This is a genomic window from Sulfitobacter dubius, from assembly GCF_027214245.1.
In the GTDB taxonomy this organism is placed as follows: Bacteria; Pseudomonadota; Alphaproteobacteria; order Rhodobacterales; family Rhodobacteraceae; genus Sulfitobacter; species Sulfitobacter dubius_A.
Map to the genome: position 1 here is coordinate 1 of NZ_JAPWHM010000014.1, position 24,776 is coordinate 24,776.

Here is a 24,776-nt window from a genome sequence, read left to right on the forward strand (position 1 = left end):
CGCGCCGAGCCCTGCCTGGTGCTCCTTCAGGATGCCAATAATCTGTTCTTCGCTGAAACGGCTTCTCTTCATCTTTTGTCTCCTCAATTGGAGAACAGGCTAACCTCAAATCGAGGACATTTCAGGGGAGCAGGTCAAAAGCGAGGTCTCAAAACGCCTCCGAGAACCTTGGGATGGTGCAAGGACGCCAGTGCCCGTGAGCGATCTAGGTTTTCAGCTTGCTGGGCATTGGCAAAAGTGTGCCACGACAAGTATGGCGTATGATTGCCGAGCGCCTATCATAGCTGTAAAATTCAACATCTGGATGATAAATGCTAAGGCTTAAAGGCGCTCTATGTGTCTTGTCTTTCGCGCTCCAAGACACACCCGTTGCCGCAACTCTGCGCGTTTTAACGATAGGTTAAGCTTTCATGTCCAGTTTGCGAGCGATTGTTCTGAGCCCGCCCAGCCGTCGCATAATTGTTTTGTGGTTAACGATTAGCCTGATGGTTTGCATTGGTGTACTGGCGCTCATTCCTCTGGATTTCTCAGAAGTGCCAGGAAGCGATAAGGACCATCATATATTAGCGTTCGCAAGTTTGGTGCTGCCCTGCGCTGTTCTCTACCCTAGGGGAATTCCCCGGCTAATACTGGGCGGCGCAGTTTATGGCGCTCTTATTGAAATCATACAGCCCCTTGTTGGGCGTTCCGGCGACTTTATCGATTTTAGCGCGGATTTGGCGGGTATGGGGCTGGGGGCCATACTGGGTCTTGGGATACATCATGCTGTCGAAAGCTATTGCGGCTTTCGGCGCCGCGCCGTGCAGAGGCGCGCAAAAAATGTCATTCAGCTCTATAATTACCGCCCGGACAAAACCGTCGCTGAAGACCCTCTGGACCCTTGAGTGGGCGCTACGTCCGCCCAGGGTGCTCGCTCAAGCGGGCGAATGGAGAGTGTTGAACAGCCGTTCAAAACCGAGGCAACGTGGCCCCCATCCCCGTGACGGGAAGGGTTTTATGCTGTCATCCCATTGGGAGTGTGCTTAGACAGGGGGTAAACGCGCGTGCGTAAATGTATCTAGGATGATGGAAGACAGGATTTCTTCAGAGTTTTAGACTTTGCACGTAGGGACTGTCTGCACAGGGGTAATAAAATGCGAAGCCGGGCAATCTACTCTTTTATAGCATTTCTTATGCTTTTTGGTCTCAGCGCCTGTGGGTTTGAGCCAATTTATGCTTCGGGCTCTCAGATCGGCAAAGGTCTCCAAAATATCAAGCTGATGGCGCCTACAACCCGCGAAGAGTATATCTTCTCTCGCAGTTTTGAAGAGCGGCTGGGGCGCAATATGGGTGCCAGCACAACCCTGCGGTATAATATTTCAATATATGATCAGGGTTTGGATTTGAGCGGCGCCGTTAGAGCTCAAAAGATAGGAAGCGTGACCTATCAGTTGATCGATGAGGCGAATGGGGGCGTAATTGCCTCGGGGCGAGTAGAGTCCTTCACATCCTACTCCTCTATAGACGATTTATCCGTCGCAGCACAGCGTGACGCTAGTGAGAGATTGCTCATCATCCTGGCCGATAGGGTTATTTCCAGGTTGACCGCCCAGTTGCCTGCCACTTGAACTTTAGGTGCTCGCGGGCCGCTTAAGGGGGCAATGGATAACCAAGCGCTTGAATGTTATCGCGAACTAAAGGCAAAGGGGCTGCGGTCGTTTGATTGTGGTTGTTTGGGGTGCGGTTTTGCTAAGCTTGTCGAGAAAGTTTAGCGCCCGGCGTGTTGCCTCAGGTGATTGTATTCAAACGTTAGGTTCTCAATGATCCGTTCTCCAGCCAGCATAAATGCCCCGGAATTGTCCCTCGTCGTGCCGATGTACAACGAAGAAAATGTAATTCAGCGGTTCTTTGACACGGTCCGTCCGATACTGGATGATATCGGACTCCCCTATGAGATCGTTTGTGTCAATGATGGGTCGCGCGATGCCACGCTTCTTGCGTTGACAGGTATTGCGCGGAAAGATCCGCGTGTGCGGGTCGTCGACTTGACCCGGAACTTTGGTAAAGAGGCGGCGTTGACTGCCGGGCTGGATTTGGCGCGCGGTTCGGCGGTCATCCCGATAGATGCAGATCTGCAGGAGCCGCCTGAGCTTTTGCCAAAAATGGTGGCGCATTGGCAGGACGGATTTGATGTCGTGTTGGCGCGTCGGTCCGAGCGCAGTTCGGATACGATGTTCAAGCGGAGCTCAGCTCGGATGTTCTATCGCTTGCTCCGGATGATGTCTGATGTGGAAATACCAGAAAATGTCGGCGATTTCCGGTTGATGGACCGTGAGGTAGTGAATGCCTTGCACCGTTTGCCGGAGCGAACCCGTTTCATGAAGGGGATATTTGCGTGGCTTGGGTTTCGCCAAACTACAATCGATTTTGTGCGCCCCGCACGGCAAGAGGGGAGTGGTAAGTTCGGATTCCGGAAACTGTTCCAATTGGCGATGGAGGGGATCATTTCCTTTAGCACCGTGCCGCTCAGAATGTGGAGCTATGTGGGGTTTATGGTCGCGGCCGCGGCACTTCTGTTCATGCTCTATATTCTGATCGATACATTATTGTTCGGACGCGATACGCCCGGCTTTGCCACGCTCGCCACAGTGCTGTTGTTCTTCAACGGCCTGATCATGATCAATTTAGGCATCATTGGCGAATATCTGGCGCGCATATTCACCGAAGTGAAGGCACGGCCTATTTATTTGGTGCGTGAGCAGATCCAGTTTGAGACGGCCGAAGCCGAAGAACATGACCCCTGATGCGCCATCTTCTAGGGGAAATATTGCGCTTTGGAGGGGTAGGGGCACTGGCCACTGGGGTGCATGTAGGGACCTATCTTGCCATGCTTTCCCTTCTGCCGCCTCAGGCTGCCAACGCTGTTGGGTTTTTGGTCAGCGTTAGCGTGTCGTATGTAGGTCATACTTGGTTCAGCTTCGCAGGGTCTTCTAAGCAAGCAGGGGCAGGCCGCACGTTGGCGGTACGTTTTGCCGTGGTGGTGGCCCTGGGCTATGCGCTGAATGCAGCCTGGGTGGCCTTGGTCACGCAGGTGCTGGGATGGGCATCAGGGTGGGCCGGGATTTTTATTGCCTGCATGACGCCAGCCATCACGTTTCTCTTGCTTAAGTATTGGGTCTACGCGCCTCGATAAGCTGTTAGCGCCTATGAAGAGGAAATTCTTTCCAACCTATGCCGAGCATTTAGGTGTCCGCGTCAGTCAGGGGCGCATAGACATCAGGCAACGTGAGCGTCAGGATTATGATTTCCTGTCTAGGACCAGATGGGTAACCAACCAAAATTCACGGACGGCGGTTACCAGTCAGACCCTTGTGCCCAATATGTGAGCAAGCATGCAATTTTGACCCCGTAGAGGGGTGATCGGCGTCCAAAAATGACCCCCTTACACTGATGTGGATAATGCTCCCGTGGCTATCGGGGAGCATAGTGTGGGATGTTGGTTGTTGAAACGATTGCGAAGAACCGGCGGGCGTATTTTCAGGACAAGAAGCTGACATCATTATCGGTCTGTCGCTAATAATGGTCTTCTAACGCAAGGGCGGCCATAGGTGGGTTTTACCTCGTACTACCAAAAATTGCTCTGAGTAGAGAATGGAGAAACCCGTTCTCTGCTTTTTTGTTTTTCTGCTCCGGAAAGCAGGCGACAATCAGATAAAATGGACGCCATCAGAAACAAGTGCTGCTTCGGCAATGTTGCGTGAAGCAAGCTGGAGGCGATTGAGGCAAATCCTAGTAGATGATGCAAATGCACATCGAAGGCTAATCGGTATTAATGTTCGCTGATGTAGGAAACTGTCACCATCAGCCAACAACCTTGGGCTTGTAGCCTAACACCAATTGCCAAAGTACATGGCGAGGGAACAAGGAAAAACGCTTCCAAGCCCACCCCCCTACGGCAGATGTTGACACTAATGAGGGCCGCCCCTCATAAGCGGCTTTTTTCCCAACACGCACTGCTCGTCCGAGAGCAAATAAGGTGCTCAGCTCCCGAGGTAGCCTTCGACCATCCCTAAGCGCCGCCTTTCGAGGGTTGCGAGAGAAGAGCCTATTGATTAATGATACACACTTGTAGCATCTTTGCAGAACTTCTGTAAAAGATACAGGATGGTAACAATGTGCGTTTGGCAGCATTAAAGTTTACGATCTGTATCAAGGGGTATCTGCCATGGAATTGAAGCCCGCAGAACAACGCCTGGCCCGTCAGTTTGGCGAGCACGTCCGCGCCCGCCGCAAGTCGCTAGGCTATACTCAGGATGATCTCGCGTCCATGATCGGAACCAACAGACGTTTCATCAGCGAACTGGAGCGCGGAAAGGGCACCAGCTATCTTGGCCCAGCCCTGGCGGCCGCCGAAGCCCTGGGTATCAACATTTCCATCCTCTTCGAAGGGCGCCGCATTACGCCATCGTCCTCTCTTCCGAAGGCGTAGCCCATGGACATTTTCTTCGAAAAATACCTGGTCGGCAGGATCGATACGGCTGCCTCTCCATCACCAGTCTTTCGTTACGATCCCGCTTGGCTTTCCCTGCCCGGCGCCTTTCCGATTTCGACGACCCTTCCAATGATGGAGCAGCCCGTCGAGTGGAGCATCCTGGCTCCATGGCTGATCAATCTCTTGCCGGAAGACGCGGACGCACTCCGTATGATGGCCCGCATCCTCGATGTTTCACACACAGATGTTCTAGCCCTGCTCGAACGAGTCGGCCGGGATACATCAGGGGCGTTTTCCTTCGCTCAGAGGGGCACCCCCGGTGATACAGTTATTCCTATCGAAACGGACGCCGCGCTCGAGAAGATTCTGAACGAACTGCCGGCCAAACCGTTCCTGGCAGGCGAGGAGGGGGTCTCGATGTCTCTAGCCGGCGTACAGTCGAAACTCTCTGTCCGTCTGCTCGAAAACGGCCGGCTTGGCATCCCCGTAGATGGCGCTCCTTCCAGCCATATCTTGAAGCCTGATAACCCGGGCCGCCTCTGGGGCAGCGTACACAATGAGGCCTTCTGTTTGACCCTCGCCCGCCGCGTCGGACTGTCTGCTCCGGTCGTCACCACAGGACAAGCCGGAGAGCGGCAATTCCTTCTTGTGGAAAGGTATGATCGAGCACGGGATGGAGACCTGCTGCGCCGCTTGCATCAGGAAGACTTCTGCCAGGCCCTCGGACTGCCGCCTGGCGCCAAATATCAGCATTCGCAGTATCGTGGTCCAAAAGCCAACTTTTCGCGCATGATGGATCGACTCCGAGAAGTGGGTGGCGGCTCTCAGGTCATGCAGATGTGGGACATGCTGGTGTTCAACGTCCTGTGCGGGAATACCGACGCCCACCTCAAGAACCACTCCCTGCTCCTGTCATCAGAAGGTGTGACACTCGCCCCCATCTACGACGTGATGTGTGCTGGGGTCTGGCCTAATATCACGCGGAATTTGGCTCTCGACATAGGTGGCAAACGCGTAGGCGACTACATCGAAGAGCGCCACTGGAGCCGCGAAGCAGAGGCCTGTGGTCTCGCACCTAGACGCGCCTTGGCCCGCGTAGAGAATTTGATCTATAAGGTTCGGAACGAACTGCGCGCAACAGAAAGAGATATCGCAGCCATGCCGGCTGGACCCCATGGGATCATAGAGGGTGTTGCGAAGGATATAGACCGCAAGTGCAGAACACTCTTGAACACCTTGGAAAAATAGGTCGCGGTGTCATTCCAAGGGCTGGCAATATCTGAACCCGAATGGATAGCGCCGCCCCGTTCGGGGCGGCGCTGTAGATATTTCCTCATCAACATTTGCCGTAGGGGCGAGTTCCAAGCCGCAGTTCTTCTTTCGAAGAAACTTCAGGGTGCATGTTCTCCGTAATCCATACCTCGAAGGCCCCTTCAGGCTTTAAGGGTTTACCACCCCCTTGGTGCGCACCAAAGCCCCGCCTTTGACCTCTACCAAGCCATAGGTCTGCTGAAGGATTGCTTGGGCCTCTTGTTCAGAAGCTTCTGCAATGGTGTGTATCCCGCCATTGGGGAAGTACAGCGCATTGCCCTCCAGACGATACCCGGTTTCATAGAAACCGCAATCTCCAAGGAAAACTGTATGATCTTCGTTTTCAGAGGGGATGATAGGCTCGTAGGTACAGGCAAGGCTCGAGGTTGCCGTACTCACGACCGCAGCAGTAAGAAGTCCCTTAAACAGCATATCCGCACCTTTCGTCATTGCCTTAATATCTTACATAAGCTCGCACACTCAAACAACACCGTGGCATTGCCATACAGGGGGCTGTGCGATCTGCCGCTCACGGTCAGGTCAGTTGATGTTGTTCTTTCTGAAAGCCAAGGAACCGTCCAACTTGATTTTTGACCTTAGTGATCGGTCTGGGCTACTTCTACGCTTTGCAGCGCAAAGGCTAGGACGCGCGGATCACCATTGCGGGGCAGCATTGCATCGGGCAGCTCAAGCGAGAGGGTAATAATTCGCTTGGTCCCAGATATCGATTGGAACATCACGACAAGGTCTTCACCGTCGCGGTAGGTTCGATCGATCACGTCGCTACGGGCAACGCTTGGTTCCATGTGCACAATAATGCGTTGGGCACCCGTCAGGTACATTCCGCGCAACGTCAAGGTGAGTTCCTGCGTTTGGGGAGGCAGGGAAGCAGGTAAGGCCAGTATGATCTGCGCGTGGCTGCCGAGTGTCCAAGTATGCATGGTCTCTGGGGTGTCCCAACCATCAAGCAGAAGTTCTGGCGCGTCATGAGCATAAGTCTGCCCGATCGTTATTGCCGATAGTACATCGATCTGTGCCTCCCTCATCACAGGAGAAAGGCTGGACGTGCGGTCGATGTAATAGGCGCGGTAAGCGTCGGTGACATTCGGATGGGCCGCCAAATAGATCACGCCCCCATAGCCCGCCAGCAGACCAAGCGCCAAAGCACTCCACCCGTTCAGCCAGTTGCGCAACTTATATGACAAAGAACAAAGACTCCTGCCACGCATAGCTCATCCAAAGATAGGACAAAGCGGAAGGCACTAGGAGCGCGCGGAGCAGGCGGTGGTCGTGCATCAACATCACAACGGCCAACAAGAACGCCGGTTGCATCATCACGTAGCGTCCCAAAGAGCTGGTGCCTGTGGCGAGTGGAATTGCTGTGGCAAAAAGCAAGAATAGGGCCAGCCCCCCTTCGCCTTTCCATGCCAGGCAGCCTGCAAGTGCAGCCCCAATGAGCGCGGTCAGCGCCATGATAAAGGTATAGGGTGATCCTCGTAGACCCTTGCTCAGATGATAAAGAGGACTGCTCAATTCACGATCCCAGGCGCGCTGAATGTGAGAAAAGGCCATCGCGTCTCCGACATGGAAATGTAAAAAAATCATATAGGCTGCTAGTCCCAAGGGGATCAGCATCCCCGCAAAGAGCAACCTGCCTGCCTTTGCATCAGATTGGCGGAGCACCTGGGACAAGGCATAGGCGGCGAAGGTGAGGCCGATCCCAACTCCGACCGCGCGCGCCGCGCTCAATAAGGTGCCCATCATCCCTGCCAGTATCGGTCTGTCCTGACGCATCGCGGTCAAAGAGAGACAGGCTATCATTAAAAACAAGGGCTCCGTGTAGCCAGTGTTGGCATATATCGCTGCGGGGTTCAGCACCAGAACGGCCGCCCCCAGCCACAAGGGAGCCTCGGGAAGATACTGGCGCTGGAAGGCCAAAAATGCCCAAATCGCAAGAAACCAAAGCACTTTGGCAGACAAGATCACGGCGACCTGGGGGGCAGTTCCGGTGATCCAGTGCACGGTTCCGCTAATGATTGGGAACAGGGGAAAGAACGCCCAGTTTGCTACATCACTTTCTGGCCTACTGCCGCCTGCGTCGCCATTGGCCTCTGGCATATAGCCAAATTCGATTATGCCGACGTACCAGTTGCAATCGTACTGACAAAAGAAATAGGGCGCGTCTCCATGCAAGAACACGACAGCCGCATGCAAGGTCTGGTGTATCAAGAACGCGGCTAGAGCTACCCGGAACAGGGGTGCAGTCACATCCGGGTCGACGGATTTACCGATTTTCAAAGCGATGACCGATCCCCCACCAAACCCTTTAGTTGATACCCAATCTGCGGGTCGGCTTCTATAGGTAACTCAGAAGTGACCTTAGTAAGGATTGCCGAAGATATTGCATTGGAAGCTCCCAGCGGCATTGCCTCATCCACCAAGGCAAAAAAGACCTCCACCGTTTCCAGCAGAGGCCTACTAGCAGGTAAACCAGGCAACTAAGTTTACAGCAGCTTCTTACTGCTGCACCTCTATCTTTGCCAGCTTTTCCTACATGGTCGGCATACCTGCATTCCGTGCTGTGTGAGTGGTGCAATCTTCTATGAAATAAGGCGTGAAAGCTCGGCATTCTCAGCTCGAACGTTGTTAACTTGAAGCTTGGCTTTATCCTTCAGGCTGCCGACTTCATAGGATTCATCATCAATGGTCGAATGTTCGGCTGATCGCCCCCTTCGCCCGCCCCGCTTAAATAAAAGGCCCCGCCATCCTACGATAGCGGGGCTCTATTTTCTAAAGTAGTTTCTTGCGAGGTGATTAGGTCAGCAAGTTGCTCGCATCAAAGTCGCTAACAGAGAAACCGACCAGTTCGATCAGACCGTCATCATCACTAAAGGTGCTGTCGGTATCGAAATCGTGGAGGACATAAGCGTTCCCACCGTAGTTGAACGTCGCAAAAGTATTAACACCGTCCATGTAGCTTGCCGCGAGTACAACTGCATCAAATAGGCTCGCCTCACTGGCAATCGCGGCGATTTCCACGTTACTTAGCGTTTCGCGACCCGAAGAGAAGGCAGTTATATCAAGGACGTCGTCATCAGCGTTAAAGTCTGAAACAGTAGTGAGGCCCTTTAGAAACTCAGCTTCACTGGCATCACCGATGTTGTTTCCGTACTCGATGTCGATCATATCAGAGCCAGCACCAAGGGTGATTTCCACACGCGTATTGGTCGACGCACCGCCGGTATCGTCATCAATAGTCACTGTGTCGTTACCATCACCCAAGTTGACAGTGACGACCTCGGCGTCGCTATAATAACGGCCGAGATTAGACACAGTGTCATCACCAGAACCCGTGGAGATACTTGATATCATGTTTGAGAAGACAGCGAAGTTTATAGACAAGCCGCCGGTTGACCCGGAGCCATTAACAGTTTCGAGCTCCAGCCCATTGGTGCCGATAACGTTGAAAGTTGTATTGCTGGCCAGCGAGAGGTTCAGAGCAGTTATTGCATCTGCACCAGCCCCATCAGCACCCAAGTCAACCGTAAGAGTAGCGGCAGCAGCATCAATAGAACCTGAAACATTAACAGTTTCAATGTCGTCACCGACGATGGCCACAGTGGAGGCGTCATCAACATTATCAAGGGCGACCGAAGCCGATGTTGCGCCATCTTTGTAGGTAGCCACGTCAGCGGCCTGAACTGCAGTGTCGCGGAAGCCGACAGTCTGACCTTCTACGAGGTTGTTGATCGCACCAGCATTATCGATCTGCCAAATCTGCGTAGCACCAACAAATACGGCAGCATTAATCGTCCCACTACCACTATCGCGCGCAAGATTGATGGTTTCGATGTTCTTGATGGAAACGCCCCCTGGAACGGTGAGGGTCCCGTCAACAATCATCTCCAACGTGTCTTCACCTGCGCCACCATCGAGCTTGTCAAAAGCTGTCAATGTAGTAGCCGCGGTGCCGTCGTTTTCTACAGCCTGAAATGTATCTGCATTGGCTGTGCCAACGAGATTGTCAGTGCCTGCAGTGAGCGACCAGACTCAATTTGGCTAAATAGCGATTAAAATGAATCTCTTAGATTGGTATTAGCTAAGTGTTATTCAGCGGACCAAAGATCGACCTAATTTACTCTTCGGAATCAGTTTTCAAACCTGTGGACTTACCCCGGTCATCAAGTTGATCTTTCCGTAGTATATTTTTTATCTCATCTGTCTCCATTGCGACTTCCAATAGACTCAGATGGTCATCTGGCAGAGTGATGTGCAGATCGCCTTTCATTGTGAGATCAATATTGATTCCCGCGTAACGAAAGACGTTCAATGCAAACTCTAGGTCCTCACTAGAAATTGCCCCAGAGGCTGTCTCCGCACGGGCTAGCTTGGATTTAGAAATCCCCATTTGTTTAGCAAATGCAGCTTGGGAGATACCTAAGATTGACCTACCGGCACGCAGAGCTGCGGCCAGCTTAACGCTGTACTTGCGTCTCGCGTGATCCTTTGATACTGATTCTGGACCATTGGACCAAAATGCATCCATTTCGCTCATCTGGAGGCCCTTCCGTTGCCGAAAGCTAAACTAAACACCCATCTTGTATCTCACGTCTCTTGCCCCGAGGGCAAACGTAAAGAGACATTCTTTGATACAGTGACTAAAGGCCTGTCGCTTGAGGTTCGTGTATCGGGCGGAAAGACCTACTATTTGCGCTATTCGGATGTCCGAAGCAAAACACGCTATATGAAGCTGGCTGACGCTAGCGACGTCAGTTTGACCGAGGCACGAAAGCTCTGTGAGCAGGCCCGCAACAAGATTGCCATGGGAAAGGACCCGATTTCAGAGAAAGCGGTGAAGAGGAATGTTCCGACTTTCCGTGCTTTTGTACAAGAGCGATATCTTCCCTACGTCAAAACCTACAAGGCTTCGTGGAAGACCGATGAGACGCTGTTGCGGGTTCACCTGATCCCCGCATTTGGGTCCAAGCATCTTGATGAGATTACGAAAGACGATGTTATCAAGTTCAGGCAGGCCGCTCTGAGGACCGATGCCAAGCCGGGGAGCATCAACCGGCGTCTTATTCTCCTCCGCTACATCTTCAACCTAGCCGTTCGTGACTGGGAGGTGCCGGGTGTCCCTAGCAACCCAACCAACGGCGTGGCGCTGCTGCCTGAGAACAACAAGAAGGAGCGGTACATCACGGAGGATGAACTGAAGCGCCTGTACGATGCCGTGAAGCGCAGCAAGAATGTCATGCTCCGCTACATCCTTCCCCTGCTGGTCGTGACTGGTGCTAGGCGGGGCGAGGTCCTTAATGCTAAGTGGGAGGACATTGACCTTGATCGTCGCATGTGGCGCATCCCCAAGGCGAAGTCAGGTCAGGCACGGTATATCCCGCTTGGAGAGAACGCCTTGCGGGTCTTGGATACGGTACAGGGCATCTCTCGGTCGGACTACCCCTTTGGCAACCCCAAGACGGGCAAGCCGTATAGACATCTGTACTCCGCATGGCATGTGGCCAGAGAAAGGGCTGGCTTGCCGGAGGTACGGATGCACGATCTCCGCCACAGCTTTGCATCCTTTCTGATCAACGAGGGTCGGGGCATATACGAGGTACAGAAGCTCTTGGGACATACCCAGATCAAGACGACGCAGAGGTATGCCCACCTCACTCAGAAGACCCTCTTGGAGGCTGCTGATGCGGGTACGGCGTCTCTGACTGCTATCTTCAATCCGTAGTCCCATGACCCTTCTGCGGCCCCAATTTACGGGTGTAGGGAGACAGATTGGCCCTACCCTTGATCCCCTTCTCAAAGGCAATGGTGACAAACCTACTGGCTAGGTGGGGAGGGATTACGGTGCATCAGAATGGCTATATCTCGACTACGGATAGGACCAAAAGCGGGTTAGCCCAAACCCCTTAATTATATGGCTCAAACAGTTATCAGCACATAGAGTAATATAGTATGGCAACCACCCCTCTCACACGTGATCAAATACTATCGCGACTAAATAAGCTACAGCCTGCAAATTCCCCTCTCAGCTTACCGGAAAGAGGTAAGGGTTATGACCTTGCTTCCCACAATCTCATGCCCAGTGTGAAGGGATCAAAGCCTTATCGGTTGAAGCTGAAGCAATCTGCTGAAGACCTATACGATCTGATCCGTAAAGATGGGGATGTTAAAGCCAATGTGGGTGAGCCAGTTGTGGTTAATGACAAGCCAAGGGCTGTGTTGACTGCATTCACACCCAAAAACCGTGAAGCCAATCTGCTCGCCCTAGAGCATATCCTGCATAGCCTATCGTATATCGCCTCCCATCTTTCTAAGCAGCTGCGCTACATCGGCATCCCGTTAAACCAAGATGGCTACGGACAAGCTACCGCGTACAAACACATTAGTTTCCCCGCTATCCAAAGGGTGGTTTATGCCCTCCATCTCTTTCAGCTTGAAGATAAGCCATTCCTAGAGATCATCCCCGGTACCTATGATCGTACGAAGGGCATGGGTCAGGTCACCCGTATTGAGGCTTCTCGCCCCGCATTGGATTGGTTCACGCAGAAGGGTTTGATCCTCCCCGATCATCCAAACACTCCAGACCAGATATATGACCCTGTGCCTGTTCATCTGAGGTTGAAGCCCTTTGGTCAGAAAGAAGCAAAGCGAGGAGACCCGTTGTATCGCCCATTGCAAGGTACGGAGATGGTTTTGCCCGTTAGCCTAGCTTCGCTGAAGAATGCCAAGCTCAGCCTGCCCCTGCCCGACTATGCCTTCTATGTGGATCACTGGAGCTGGGCAGAAAAGCGGTCAAAGCTGATGGCGACGCGGAGAGCTGATCTATACCGTAGCTTCAGCGGTGAAGATGGTCGAGGTGGCAGGATATACGGCCATTGGGTCCAGATGCTGCCCGCTGATGCCCGTCAATATCTTACATTCCGCAATCAGTCCTCCGTAGAGCTGGACTATTCCTCTATGCAGTTGGCCCTGCTGTACCATCTTCATGGCATTCCGATGCCAGAGGGCGAACTGTATGAGATTCCTGGCACACGCTGGTCACGGGAAGCCTGCAAGGCTGTTCTACGAATCTCCGTAGGCAGTAGCAGCAAGACCCAGACCGTTAAGTCTTTAGCCAACGAGCTACTCGCCATGCGCTTGAAAGCATCACGAGCTGACGAACTCTATGAGGCATTCTGGGACCATCATGTGGCTGTGCGACCTCATACACCTGGTTCAGATGCACCTTGGCTTGAACTACAGGCCATTGAAGCGAAGATCACACTCAAGGTACTTTGCTATCTCGCCCAACAGAACATACCCGCTGTCCCTATCCATGACAGCTTTCTGGTACCGGCAAAGTATGAGGCTGAATGCCATGATGCCATGCGAAAGGGGTTTGCTGACTACGCTCACGGTATCTCAGTTATGATCAAGTCCACGGGCGGGAATTCCCAAGATACTTAAGGCTTTATTCGACCCTCAGGAGACTCCCATACAGCGCCTGTAGGGCCGTTTGTGGGTCATGTATCGTTGACGCTCACGAGGCCCTCTCAGAGTCCGCATATCGCCTCTACGAATCACTTCTGTGGCAGCTTCAACGGGACTGTAGCTAGTGTGAGCAGATGGCTATAGGTCAGCTTCAACCATTAGCAATCCGGTGGCCCCTACTGGCATTCTGTTCAGTGCAGTTGACGGTCCTACAGCTCTTTTCCGTGAGCAAGGCCATATACGACAACGGGCATACCCCCGTAGGCACTCGCCCCCTCTCCTGCCCACTTAACGCAAAAAGACCTCCACCGTTTCCAGCAGAGGCCTTCTAGCAGGTGTAGTTAGGCAACTATGTCTACAGTTGTAACTTACTGTTGTGGCTCAACTTTGGCCAGCTCTTCTTGCAATGCACGGGCATAGGCGTTTCGTGCAGTCTGGGCGATAGCAGTCTGCTGCTGAAGACGCTTTAGCTCTGCATCTACAGCTCGGATATTGCCCAGTTGGCTCTTGGCTTCGTCTGTGAGGCTGTCCAGTTCATAGGACTTTCCGTCGATGTCGATTGTTTGGCCATTTGCCATGTCACATTCTCCAAAGTCTTTGAAAACTGCATATAGAAAAAGCGGCCCCGAAGGGCCGCTCCAATAGCATGGTCCAGTGTGAGTGGATTAGGCTGTTACGAAGTTTGAACCGTCCAGGTCGGAAACCGCAACGCCAGCTACTTTGATGAGGGTGTCATTTACATCGACACCAGCAGTTGCGTCAGAGGTGAAGATGTAAGTGTCGCCTTCGTAGTCAAACAAAGCGTAGTCACCAGCACCCATTACTGTGGCACCTTCTGCAGCGGTAACTGCTGCCAACAGGTTTGCCGGAGTCGCAGCATCAATTGCATTGTCAACGGCGTTCTGAGCTGTACGAGCACCTGTGGTGAAGGCCGCAGTATCAATCACATCATCAGCAGCAGCAAAATCAGCAATTGTTACCAGGCTCTCATTCAGATCATCACTGTCAGCTACTGCAAAGAGGTTGTTGGCACCGTTGAGGTCGAACGTATCACCGCCAGCACCACCGGTCAAAGTAACGGCAGTTGCACCAGCAGATTTGCTCACATCCAGTACAATAGTGTCTGTACCCTCACCAGCATCGACAGTCACCGCTTCAGCTGTTGCGGCGCTGTTGTCAACAGTCAGAGTATCGTCACCCGAACCACCTGTGAGGGCTTCCAGAGCAGTGACAGCCGAAGTGTCAATGATCAGATCACCAGTCGAAGTAGATGCGTCTACAGTGGTCACAACAGCGTTATCAACTGTAAGTGTAACACCGTTAACAGTATCGGAGGTGATACCGAGATTGACCGTATCAACGGAAGTCGTGCTTGTACCGGTATCCACGGTAACATCGCCATCACCAGCCACGGAACCGCTAACAGTCACAGCAGTAAGGTCACCAGCTGTGGTTTCGGCAAACGTTACGGTGCCGCCATTGGCGGCGTTGTCGAGAGCAACTGTTGCAGAAGTCACTGCGTCAGCAACAGTCACCGTATTCGCGGTAACATCACGGAAGCCTGCAGTCACGCCAGCGCCAACCGTCACGCCACCCGCAACGCCTACTTGCCAGAGCTGCTGAACACCACCAAAGGAAGAAGAATTGAGGTTAGTAATGGCCGCAGCGGTCGCGACGTTTACAACTTCAATACCCGCGATGGTTACGCTAGTTGGCAGAGCAACACCACCTGCCCCGGCGATGTTCAGCGTATCCACGCCAGCTTTACCGTCGATGTTGTCGAACGTGTTGATCGTGGGGTCGTTAGCTGCAGCATCTACAATGGCTTGGAAAGTATCTGCATTGGCCGTACCAGAAAGCGTGTCGACACCATCAGTGAGCGTGAAGGTTTCCCCAACGGTGCCGGGAACGGTACCATTGGCGACGTATGCGTCTGTAGCTGCTTTAGCTTGAGCGACTGTCGCTTCGTCTTCGGTCACGCCGTTGACTGCGGCAACAGCTGCTGCTTTAGCGGCGGCGTCAAATTCGAAGCCAGCAACATTGCCTGTTTCCAGAGCAAAATCCAAACCAACTTCGATTTTGTTGTCCAAAACTGCTTTGTCGAATGTACCAGCGGCTGCATCGTCACGAGCGCCCATGATGATCGCTTCGATCATGTCGGCGACGGAAACGCTTCCATCTTCCAGAACACCAGTCCAGAATTCCAGGCCCTCTGTTTCAGGGGCGCGGCCGAACAGGTTCGCGTAGATGTTTGTGATGAACGCGGCAGGCGAAGAAACGTCTGGCGTTGTCAGGTAGGGGTACAGTGCCACGGCTTCAGGGGAAGCGGCGAAGTCAGCTGCGATTGTATTGAACTCACGACCGTTGTCGATCTGGTCGATCCAGAACTGAAGGCCTGCTGGATCGGGTGCGCGATCAAAGTACCCTACATAAAGGGCTGTAATCGCATTGATTTGCGTAGAAGTTGCCATGTTGTTTGCTTTCCTGCTTAATAAGCTTGCATAATGATCTTCACGAGCGATCTTGTGGCAAGAGCCTTCCGAGAATGGCAACATTGCCGATCGCGGATCGATCACTATGATCGAACTAGCAAATTGGTCGCCTTCGGGCAAGCTTTATGTCCAGCAAAAAGTATACCATCTGTTTTCACTTGATGTTATGCATAGGTGAGGGTGCAAGCACTAATGAAAATTAGCTCAAAAATTCTGGCCCTTAGCACGAAAAATCTGGCTCAGCCTCTCTAAGCGGGGCTTCGCCGCGCACAGGAAGTTTTATAGTATGGCACATGATAAGTTTTCTCCTGCTGTTTCGAGAGACAAAGATGCGCGCGCGGAGTTGGGGAGTTGGCTGAAAACATTGCGCGAAGCAAGGGGCCTGTCACAGCGCCAGCTCGCGGATATGCTTCACCTAGATTATTATACCTTTATTTCTCAGTTGGAGACGGGCCGCGGCAAAATCCCAAGCGCGCGGTACCGCGATTGGGCAACAGCCCTTGAACAAGAGCCCAAAGCCTTCATGACCATTCTGTTGAGCTACTATGAGCCGGAAGCTTATGAGTTGCTCTTCGGCGACGTTAAATAAGCTTAATCACTAGAATTGATGTCGGTTAAAGCCTAGTGAGGCGCTCTTGCAAGCTAGGGTGCAAGGCATGCGCCTTTTCTTCGAATTTCAAACGCAAAGCCAGATCTCGGCTGGCCTGTAGCGCCGTCTCTTTGGCCAACGTAACGACGTTTTGAGCATAAGATTCGGGAGAGTGATGTGCCTCAAAGTATGCGCGGCCTGCGACACCGATGGGACGCGTGGCATCTCGATCATCGGCAAGCTTCGAAAAAAGCCGGTGCAGTTGAGCGGCTTCGTTTTCCAAATCGATAAAATAGGCTACTTCATCAGGCAATTCGGCATACCAGCCTTCACGCGTCACCGCCGCCGGCGCTCCTGCATTCCAGATACGCAGCTGGCTGCCGGAGGCTTCACCCATGCTGGGGTGGCGAAGGTTCAAAACCAGATGGGCTTGTCGCAGGGTATTGTCTAAGATCAATTCTGGTACAAAACCATGCAGGTGTACCCGGTCCCCTAAGTTCAACTGACTCAGTTTGTCGTATATGAGATGAGGATCCCAAACCTTACCCATCACGTCCAGTCGAAAGTCAAAATCTTCCGGCATTTGAGCCAAAGCGTCCAAGGTTTGCTCGAGCCGCCGATTGGGGCCGATCCAGCCAAATTGTACCAGGCGTAATGGGCCGGTTGAAGCACGGTGTTGTTGCGGCGGGGCGTCGATTGCGAAAGGCAGAGGCAACATTTGACAGGGTAGGTGAGGCAACTTCTTTTGCACTGCATCACGTGCAAATTGCGTATGCGTAAGCACACCAAGCGCTTTCTCCAACACCAACTCAAAGCCTGGCTGTCTGGTAGAGATCACAGACCCCTTCTCTGCGTGGCTTAAGCAAGACTGGCCTTTGCGCAAACCTTCCGCGCCATACCATTTTTGCATCCCGGCCAAATAGCTCGGAGCATCCCATTCGTTCTGCCCCACCGCTTCGATCATCAGCTCCTGGATCGCGAGATCATGTAGGACCACAACGGTAGGAATGCGCTGTGCCAAGCGCAGGAAACCTGAATGGTACACCCAAGAGTTTCCGATATGCATAAAGAGCACTTCCGGGCCTGATCCAGAACTGGCTGCGGCAAAGTCTCGAGGTAAGACCGTATCTGGGTCGAACTGCTTAATCGTACAGTACCGCTCTAAAGACAAATCCCATTCTAGCGCATCGGTCCACAGAACAATTTCAGCCTTGGCGCTCAGGGCTGGGAGGACGCGCGCGGTGTAATGCGCGATATCGGTCTCAGCGGGGGGCAGGGGGCTGATCCAATGAATTGTGGGGCGAGGCTCTGCGCTGGTCATCAAAGGGCCCGTTTGACTAAGGCCAGAAAGCTGGCCTCAGAACACGGCAGCTCCAGTGTGTTGGCCCGTCCCGTGCCAGTAAAAGCACCAACACCCGTCTGGAAAAGATGCAGCCGCAGCGTACCAGAACCCGCCATATCGGGAGCCCGGCGGAAGCTGAATGTCGTCTCCGCTCCCGGTGCCACGGCTTCGCTTAGCGGCAGGATGACATTGGTATGAACGAGATAATCCTCGCCATTGATCCATTCAGCCAAAAGGGCCGTCGCCTGGTTGCCCGCAGCGGGCCACCATCCTGAAGAGGTGTTTTGCGCGGTGACTTGCGTGAGGCCGGTCTGGGCCTCATCCTTGGTCAAAACCAGTTTGCCCGACAGTCGCGCAGGATCACCATGATAAAGGCCAGCGGGCGGCGCGCTCGGCGCCCCTGCTTTCCGCCCAACAAATACGATCGTTTCTCCGCGCAGATGCAAGTCGTCCTCGCGGGCAATCATGAGCGCCGCGGTCGCCGGGTCCACATGATCGTCGTAGACATCGGATGTGCCTAGGTAGTGGGTTTCAAATCCGGCTCCATGGGCGAGAGCTTCTACCTCATGGGGGGTGTATTCGCGGTTGTGCCGTCCGTAGACCCCCCCGGTGGGGACAAAAAGGCCGAAAGAGTAGGGGGACTCACGATCGAGGATTTTCCGTACACCGCGGTGGCTGCCGACATTGGGGGTGGTCAGGATGATATGCCCTCCGGGTCGCAGCACGCGGGCCGCTTGGGTCAGGAAGAAATGCGGGTCCAGAGCGAGATGCTCAAAGATCTCCATGCCCAGCACCATGTCGAACTCTGCGTCTCCATAGGGCATGACATCGCGCTCAATGTTGGCAGGGCGCAGTTCGATGTCAAAATCAGGGTAGGCCGGGTTTAGGCTTTTGACTGACTGCGCATAAGGATTTGGCCCTTCCCAGACCCCGCTCATTTTGACATCCTTGAGCGCGTTGACGACCATGGCCTCAAAGGCCAGAGGTGGGAAGACCCCAACATCCAGAATATCGCTTGGGGCACAGTCGACGATATGGTGCAAAGTGGTCAGGTAACGCGTCCAATGCGAGCCCAGATATTGCGCCAAACCAGGCTCAACCGGCGCGGGACCCTCATCATTTTCTTGGGGCATGGTGTCAAAGGCATAGGCTTCTAACACGTCGGTGATAGAGGCAAAGGGCAAAGTCGGCGCGGGCGGCGGAGCCACGGCAGCCTGTACACGGGCCACGGCTTCTTCGGCCGGAGTGGCCGCAGCTTTCGCCTCTAGGGCTGCGATTTGCGCGGGGCCCGGTGCAGGCTTGGCCGTCTCGCCGGTCAGTGTCTCCACCACATGTTCCCAAGAGATGTTCATACTGTGGTAGCGGGCGTGACCCGCTTGTCCCATCGTTTCGGCCAATGCGATATCTTCAGAAAGAGTGGTAAAAGCTTGTGAGAGTGCATCAGCATCGGGGGCAGTGATTAGCCCTTCGCGCTGATGGGAAATGAACTCTAATGGGCCCCCGGCATCTGTGGTCGTAATCACCGGCTTGCCGGACAGCATTGCTTCCAACGTGATATACCCCAAGTCTTCATCTTGAGGGGTGAAGACAACTGCACGTGCTTGAGCGTAGTGACGGATCATCGTGTCATCATCAACGCCGCCGAGCCAATCTACGCGGCCGGCAATGCCCAAAGCTGCTGCCAAGCGATGCAATTCATCCAGATAGGCCGGGTTTTCTGGCACACCGGCGATAACCAAGCGCAGGGGGCCTGGCACTTTGGCTAAAGCGCGCAACATTAGATCGACCCGCTTAGAGGGGTTCAGACGCCCTGGAGCAAAAAGGTAATCTCCAAAACTTCCTTGGGTCAGCTGACCTGCAAGAGGCGGGGGGTGATAAAGGGGGGTGGAATCTAGTCCGAGGTATTTCTCAAGTCGGCCTGCGACGTTTTGAGAGTTCGCATAGAGGGGACGTGCACTGCGAGCAAAGGCCGCACGATCTTCCGCCTGGATCATATCGCGTGCCATCATACCGTCGGGGCTATGCAGCAAATCAGAAGTGCCCGCGGACCACATGTCGTAAGCCTGCCGGTGTTGATGGATCAGCCAAAAAACTGGATTGGGGTGGCGCGCGAGATAGGCTGGAAACTTAAGCCCGATCATCATGTCAATGGGGACCCCTTCAGATTCAGATAAATCTGTCAGACGGGCAGACAGGATGCTGTCAGTCAGGGTTTCAACGGGGTACCATTTGAAGGGCAGGGCAATTTCACAAGCCTCGTGACCATATTGGCGCAAGGCGCTTACTAGACCGGCAGCATGGCGCTCGGCCCCCCCGGTTACAAAAGGGACTTGTGTTCTGACCACACCAACCCGCATCTCAAGTCTCCTGAAGAGGTTTGTGGCCGAGAATAGCTAGATCCTGGGCTCCAAACATAAGGTTAGCCAATTCAGGATCAAACCCTGGTTTGGCCATGAATTCGGCAAGCCTTTCATGAGGGTGTAGGTAACGTGTCTCAATCGGATGAAAGCCTACAGTTTCAAACAGGACGTTCAGTACCGGGTCGGTCATTGGATTTAGGTGGGTGGGATCATTGTAAAAGGATGTCGCGCCTACCAAAACATTGCGGACATTAGGGGTTTCAAAAAGCAGGATCCCACCAGGGGCCAACACGCGCATGGCTTCTCGGGTGATCCAAAGCACCTCTTCAAAGGGGAGGTGCTCAATAAGATGATGGGCAGTAATGCAAGCCATGGAAGCATCTGCGGCTTCGGTTAAAGCACTACGGGCATCCCCCAACCGCGCATCGAGACCTTTGTCTTGTACGTCCTCAATCTGCACTGGATTGGTATCAATGCCGATCGCTGTTAGGCCAGCATCATTCAGCAGTCCAAGCCATTCACCGCGGCCGCATCCAATGTCTAAGACAGGCTTGCCCCCGGTTCGTATGGCAGCACTTTCTACATCCGGCAAATAGATGCGCAATCGGTTGCGGATGTCGGAGGTGGTGCCGCGGTATTTATTCTCGAGCTTATGGTAAAAGCTGTCCATAACGGCGCCGATACCGCCCTCATCTATAGCAGCCTGCTCTGAGGGCTCGGAGGGGGTTTTCTGATTTTGAGTTGCGAGCAGAACTTTATCTAAGCGACGGGAAAGTTCGATAAAATTGCGCGCAAGATCAGCGTTGCTGGCCATCAAGACCCGTGTCTCTGCCTGAATCATTTGGTTAACACTGGCTCTGAGCCGACGCTCCCGCGCTTCCAAGTCGTTGAAACGGTTTTGAATGGCCTGCGGGTTAATCGCTTGTATGTTGCGATGCGCTTCTTTGACCATGCGCTCCGTGCGCCCCAGCTTGAAGATGGCCGCTATATAATCGCCGATCCGTTTGACCTTGCTCACATCATCCCCCATCGGACTTCCGGTTTTCTACAAAGAGTGCGTTACACTGCGCTCTGCAGACCTATTCTTCGCGCAAACTCTTGAAAATTGCTTCGGACAGGGGGTCTAGCATGTATTGCAGCACACTACGCTCGCCTGTCAGGATAACAACATCGGCTGGCATGCCTGCAGTTAAGCCTTCGCGGATTTCATCGGTTAGATTTTCGTCTGGCACCTTGATCCGCGCCAAATAATAAGGCGCATCATTAGGATCTCTCGTGGTCACTACATCTGTGGAGATGGACAGGACTTCCCCCAGCACCAATTTAGATAGCTTGGCTTTGAAAGCAGAAAACCGCACTTCGGTTTCAAGCCCGGGACGTACGTTATCGACATCTACCGGTGCTACCTTCGCGTCGATAAGAAGGGTCTCATCACTGGGAACGATTTCCATGAGGATATCGCCAGAACGAATTACAGAGCCGCGGGTGGTGACTGCAAGACTCTGGACTTTGCCGGTTGTCGGAGCGGTGATTGTTGTACGACGCATCCGATCTTGCGCCACAGTGAGTTTCTCGTTGATTTCCGCAAGCTCTGAACGTGCAGTCTTAAGCTCGCTATTGGCTCGCTCACTGTACTCCTGTTTAAGCTTCAGGATATTGAGACGTGCCTCTCCAGCTGCAGCTTTGACCTGAGCAATGTCAGACATAGCAGTCCCAATGCTCGCCTCAATCTGGATCACTTCATCTTGCATTTCTGAAAGACGATTGCTTTCGATCACTCCACGCTCTTCGCCTGTGCGCATGCGCTCAAAAAGCTCGCTACGCAACGCATGGCGTCTTTCTACGGCTGCGAGCTGAACTTCATACCCTTCGGCTTGCCCGTTCAACTGTTCTGCACGGAATTCGAGAATTTCGGTTTGGGACAGAAAGATCGAGCGACGATCCTCAAAAATATTGCGTTGTGCTTGCACCGCGCTTTTCACGTTCGGATCATCAGAGTTTAAAAGGTCTTCAGGAAAGGAGACTTCTTCAGCAAACGTTTGCTCAGCGATCAATCTAGCTATCAGAGCCTCCGATGTCGCTTGGCGCTGCTCAAGCACAATGATTTCTGAGTTGACCTGAATGTTATCTAGGACGAGCAACGGGTCGCCCTGCTGCACCAGATCGGCCTCGCGCACCAAGATATCCTGAACGATACCCCCTTCAAGATGCTGTACAACTTTGCGATCGCTTTCCAACGTTACGACCCCTGGGGCCACGACCGCGCTAGCGATAATGGCGAAATAGGCCCAGGTACCTACAACACCGAAAGTAATGAGTAGAATAATGTATCCCGCAAAGGAGTACTTTCGCGGGTTCGCCATCTTCGTAAGATGGCCTGCAATCAATGCTGATTGTGCTGTTGCCACAACTGGATCCTAAATGGTCTGAGAACTTCTTATGAGAGTGTTGGCTTCTTTGCCACTTTTGCGAGGGTCAATCCAGCTCGTGCTTCTGGCGCGGTGAGTTTTCGCCCACGTTTACAGCTTGGCCGTTGACAGTGAAACCGTCTGCGGTTGCTGCTGCGTTTTTTGCTGCGCTGCTTGAGATGCTTGCTGTTGAGGCTGCAAAAGTTCCTTGGTGGCCACGAACCGCTGCACAGCACCATCCCTTAAGATCAAAGTGTAGTCTGTAGCACTCAAAATATTTGCCTTATGAGTTACAAGAACAATAGATTTGCCTTCACTCTTTAGATGGGAAAGGCAACGCGCGAGCGCCTCCTCCCCCTCACTGTCTAGGTTTGCATTGGGTTCATCCAACACAACCAGACAAGGGTCCCCAAAAAGCGCGCGTGCGAGTCCCACACGCTGGCGCTGACCGCCAGACAAGCGCCCCCCACCGTTTCCAATCTGAGTTGCATAGCCGTTACTCAAACCGGAAATCATCTCATGGGCGCCCGCAAGCTTGGCGGCTGAAATGATGTCCTCATCGGTAGCACCATCCATGAAACGAGAGATATTCTCTGCCACTGTACCGGAAAAGAGCTTCACATCCTGGGGGAGGTAGCCAATAGCTTTGCCTAATTGATTGCGATCCCAGTGAGAGAGCTCCACTTGATCTAGCCTGATTGCACCATTAGCCGGGTCGCCAACGCCAACCAAGTGACGAGCCAGCGTAGATTTTCCCGACCCACTGGGTCCGATAAGCGCTAGTGTTTTTCCTTCCGGCAAATTGAAGCTTACAGACCGCAAAATCGTATCCCGCGTCCCTGGAACCACGGTGGTTACGCCTTCAGCTTGGAGATGGCCTTTGGGTTGCGGTTGTTGAAGTCGAGTGGGTTCCTCTGCGACAGCTTCAAAAAGCTTTTTTAAGCGTGCGTGGGCTTGGCGCGCAGCCACAAACTCTTTCCATTGCCCGACAGCTTGCTCCACCGGGGCCAATGCCCGGCCCATCACAATGGAGGCTGCAATCATGACGCCCGCGGAAATCTGACCTCGCATTGCAAGGTAAGCGCCGGTGCCCAGAATGGCGACCTGAAGTGCCATTCTTACAAACTTTGAGCTGGACATGACGGCGCCAGCCCAATCGCTTGCCAATGCTTGGGAGATCAACATGCCATTACGCTTAACTTTCCAGCGCTCAGCCAAAGCGTCTTGCATGCCCATGGCGCGAATAACTTCAGCATTCTGCATTGTGGCCCCGGCAAATTCTGCGGCTTGCTGACCTTCTGTATTAGCTGACTGCAGTGCATTGCGGGTAAGATACTCGTTGAGCAAAGCGAGAATGAAGATCACCACTGTGCCAATGGTTGCGACCCAGCCCAGCCAGAGGTGAAAGGCAAAGCACAAAGCTAGAAAAATTGGGGTCCAAGGTACGTCAAAGAAGGCCAAGACCCCTTGCCCGGTGATGAAACTACGGACTTTGTCTGCGTCTCCCAAAGCGGTGCGCGCGCCGCTGCTGGGATTGACCAACTGCATACGCGCCACACGATCAAATAGAGGTCGAGACAGGATGCTATCAAACTGCAACCCGGCACGCACCAGCATACGCGAGCGCACAAACTCTAACATACCATAGGTGATCAGGAGCGCGACTGCGGCAACCGTGATCATCACGAGCGTCATCTCGTTTCGACTGGCCAAGACACGATCATAAATTTGAAGCATGTAAAGAGGACCGACGAACATCAGCAAGTTCACAAAGAAACTGAATAAAATAGTCGCCCCAAAAATGGCGCGAAACTTTTTGTAGGCCTGCTGAAGCGGATTACTGGCACTCATGGGCAAAAACATCTTTCACTGCCGGACATCGTCGTCCCGCTATAAACACTTTTTTGTTGAAGGTCACGCGCAGTATCGACAGCCTTTATGGCCAACCAGCATCGGGCAGGCGTTCCGCGGTTCGCCTTCAAGATCAGGTGTTGCTAAAAGGCTCACAGTCAAGCGAAACCCTAATATCTACCGCATTGTTCTTCCTGCTTTCTTCTTCGGCTGGTACGCCAGAGCTCAAGTGGAAACTGATGGTGCTACTGGACCACAATAGCACAGTACTGATGGATATGGGACTCTAGGCCGTCACGCACGCCAAAGACCATTTTATCTGCTAAAGGTGCTCTTGGGTGTTCTTTATGTTGCAGCCTCAATCCCACCCCCTAGTTGGCAAAACCATAACTGAGCTACTCCCCATTTGTTGGACAGGATCTGGCGTAGTTTAAGCTACTCTTTGCACTTGCTGATCGTGGTTGGTT

21 protein-coding genes are annotated in these 24,776 nt (G+C 53.2%); 9 read left to right on the plus strand and 12 right to left on the minus strand.

The annotated features are described in order from the left end of the window. The first annotated feature begins 410 nt into the window (after nucleotides 1-410). The 6 genes from O4H31_RS18950 (at nucleotide 411) to O4H31_RS18975 (ending at nucleotide 5,719) form a co-directional block, all read left to right on the plus strand. Nucleotides 411-884, plus strand: coding sequence for a hypothetical protein (locus O4H31_RS18950; protein WP_269348089.1), 474 nt, complete (start codon nucleotides 411-413; stop codon nucleotides 882-884). A gap of 249 nt (nucleotides 885-1,133) precedes the next feature. Then, on the plus strand, nucleotides 1,134-1,607 hold the full coding sequence (locus O4H31_RS18955; RefSeq protein ID WP_269348090.1) for a hypothetical protein: 474 nt from the start codon (nucleotides 1,134-1,136) through the stop codon (nucleotides 1,605-1,607). A gap of 192 nt (nucleotides 1,608-1,799) precedes the next feature. Next, nucleotides 1,800-2,783 carry a glycosyltransferase family 2 protein gene (locus tag O4H31_RS18960; protein WP_269348091.1) on the plus strand — a complete coding sequence of 328 codons (984 nt, stop codon included), beginning with the start codon at nucleotides 1,800-1,802 and terminating at the stop codon, nucleotides 2,781-2,783. Continuing rightward, nucleotides 2,783-3,172 (plus strand): GtrA family protein, encoded by a 390-nt coding sequence (locus tag O4H31_RS18965; protein WP_269348092.1) that lies wholly within the window; start codon nucleotides 2,783-2,785, stop codon nucleotides 3,170-3,172. The genes O4H31_RS18960 and O4H31_RS18965 overlap by 1 nt, the downstream gene beginning before the upstream one ends. 1,032 nt (nucleotides 3,173-4,204) lie before the next feature. Then, nucleotides 4,205-4,468, plus strand: coding sequence for a helix-turn-helix domain-containing protein (locus tag O4H31_RS18970; protein ID WP_269348093.1), 264 nt, complete (start codon nucleotides 4,205-4,207; stop codon nucleotides 4,466-4,468). A 3-nt stretch (nucleotides 4,469-4,471) separates the two neighbouring features. Then, nucleotides 4,472-5,719, plus strand: coding sequence for a type II toxin-antitoxin system HipA family toxin (locus tag O4H31_RS18975; RefSeq protein WP_269348094.1), 1,248 nt, complete (start codon nucleotides 4,472-4,474; stop codon nucleotides 5,717-5,719). A 192-nt stretch (nucleotides 5,720-5,911) separates the two neighbouring features. On the opposite strand, the gene O4H31_RS18980 is transcribed toward O4H31_RS18975, so the two are convergent. The 5 genes from O4H31_RS18980 to O4H31_RS19000 all read right to left on the minus strand — a co-directional run bounded on the left by O4H31_RS18980 (nucleotide 5,912) and on the right by O4H31_RS19000 (nucleotide 10,337). Further along, nucleotides 5,912-6,232, minus strand: coding sequence for a hypothetical protein (locus O4H31_RS18980; RefSeq protein ID WP_269348095.1), 321 nt, complete (start codon nucleotides 6,230-6,232; stop codon nucleotides 5,912-5,914). A gap of 146 nt (nucleotides 6,233-6,378) precedes the next feature. Beyond that, nucleotides 6,379-6,945, minus strand: coding sequence for a hypothetical protein (locus O4H31_RS18985; protein WP_269348096.1), 567 nt, complete (start codon nucleotides 6,943-6,945; stop codon nucleotides 6,379-6,381). Between the two features lie 31 nt (nucleotides 6,946-6,976). Beyond that, the gene (locus O4H31_RS18990; RefSeq protein ID WP_269348097.1) at nucleotides 6,977-8,080 is read right to left on the minus strand and encodes a hypothetical protein; all 1,104 of its coding nucleotides are present in this window, start codon (nucleotides 8,078-8,080) and stop codon (nucleotides 6,977-6,979) included. Between the two features lie 516 nt (nucleotides 8,081-8,596). Further along, nucleotides 8,597-9,736, minus strand: a complete 1,140-nt coding sequence (locus O4H31_RS18995) for a hypothetical protein (RefSeq protein ID WP_269348098.1) — start codon at nucleotides 9,734-9,736, stop codon at nucleotides 8,597-8,599. A 181-nt stretch (nucleotides 9,737-9,917) separates the two neighbouring features. Beyond that, nucleotides 9,918-10,337 carry a helix-turn-helix domain-containing protein gene (locus O4H31_RS19000; RefSeq protein WP_269348099.1) on the minus strand — a complete coding sequence of 140 codons (420 nt, stop codon included), beginning with the start codon at nucleotides 10,335-10,337 and terminating at the stop codon, nucleotides 9,918-9,920. A 15-nt stretch (nucleotides 10,338-10,352) separates the two neighbouring features. Here O4H31_RS19000 and O4H31_RS19005 point away from each other — a divergent pair, with 15 nt between their 5' ends. Together O4H31_RS19005 and O4H31_RS19010 are read left to right on the plus strand one after the other, a co-directional pair. After that, nucleotides 10,353-11,522: a site-specific integrase gene (locus O4H31_RS19005; RefSeq protein ID WP_269348100.1), complete on the plus strand. Its 1,170-nt coding sequence runs from the start codon at nucleotides 10,353-10,355 to the stop codon at nucleotides 11,520-11,522. Nucleotides 11,523-11,905: 383 nt separating this feature from the next. Next, nucleotides 11,906-13,243, plus strand: a complete 1,338-nt coding sequence (locus O4H31_RS19010; protein ID WP_269348101.1) for a hypothetical protein — start codon at nucleotides 11,906-11,908, stop codon at nucleotides 13,241-13,243. A 392-nt stretch (nucleotides 13,244-13,635) separates the two neighbouring features. Here the strand turns inward: O4H31_RS19010 and O4H31_RS19015 are convergent, their stop codons facing one another. Together O4H31_RS19015 and O4H31_RS19020 are read right to left on the minus strand one after the other, a co-directional pair. After that, nucleotides 13,636-13,845 carry a DUF6447 family protein gene (locus tag O4H31_RS19015; protein ID WP_269348102.1) on the minus strand — a complete coding sequence of 70 codons (210 nt, stop codon included), beginning with the start codon at nucleotides 13,843-13,845 and terminating at the stop codon, nucleotides 13,636-13,638. Nucleotides 13,846-13,932: 87 nt separating this feature from the next. Continuing rightward, nucleotides 13,933-15,879, minus strand: a complete 1,947-nt coding sequence (locus O4H31_RS19020; RefSeq protein WP_269348103.1) for a DUF4214 domain-containing protein — start codon at nucleotides 15,877-15,879, stop codon at nucleotides 13,933-13,935. 166 nt (nucleotides 15,880-16,045) lie between these two features. Here O4H31_RS19020 and O4H31_RS19025 point away from each other — a divergent pair, with 166 nt between their 5' ends. Continuing rightward, nucleotides 16,046-16,348: a helix-turn-helix domain-containing protein gene (locus tag O4H31_RS19025; RefSeq protein ID WP_269348104.1), complete on the plus strand. Its 303-nt coding sequence runs from the start codon at nucleotides 16,046-16,048 to the stop codon at nucleotides 16,346-16,348. Nucleotides 16,349-16,373: 25 nt separating this feature from the next. Here O4H31_RS19025 and O4H31_RS19030 read toward each other — a convergent pair whose 3' ends face one another. From O4H31_RS19030 to O4H31_RS19050, 5 genes are all read right to left on the minus strand, one after another. Continuing rightward, nucleotides 16,374-17,669, minus strand: a complete 1,296-nt coding sequence (locus O4H31_RS19030; protein ID WP_269348105.1) for a glycosyltransferase family protein — start codon at nucleotides 17,667-17,669, stop codon at nucleotides 16,374-16,376. After that, nucleotides 17,669-20,047 (minus strand): glycosyltransferase, encoded by a 2,379-nt coding sequence (locus O4H31_RS19035; RefSeq protein WP_269348106.1) that lies wholly within the window; start codon nucleotides 20,045-20,047, stop codon nucleotides 17,669-17,671. Before O4H31_RS19035 ends, O4H31_RS19030 begins: the two co-directional genes overlap by 1 nt. Before the next feature lies 1 nt (nucleotide 20,048). Then, complete coding sequence (locus O4H31_RS19040; protein ID WP_269348107.1) at nucleotides 20,049-21,068, minus strand: class I SAM-dependent methyltransferase; 1,020 nt, start codon at nucleotides 21,066-21,068, stop codon at nucleotides 20,049-20,051. 61 nt (nucleotides 21,069-21,129) lie between these two features. After that, on the minus strand, nucleotides 21,130-22,458 hold the full coding sequence (locus O4H31_RS19045; protein ID WP_269348108.1) for an HlyD family type I secretion periplasmic adaptor subunit: 1,329 nt from the start codon (nucleotides 22,456-22,458) through the stop codon (nucleotides 21,130-21,132). A gap of 111 nt (nucleotides 22,459-22,569) precedes the next feature. Further along, nucleotides 22,570-24,309 carry a type I secretion system permease/ATPase gene (locus O4H31_RS19050; RefSeq protein ID WP_269348109.1) on the minus strand — a complete coding sequence of 580 codons (1,740 nt, stop codon included), beginning with the start codon at nucleotides 24,307-24,309 and terminating at the stop codon, nucleotides 22,570-22,572. Nucleotides 24,310-24,776: the final 467 nt, after the last annotated feature.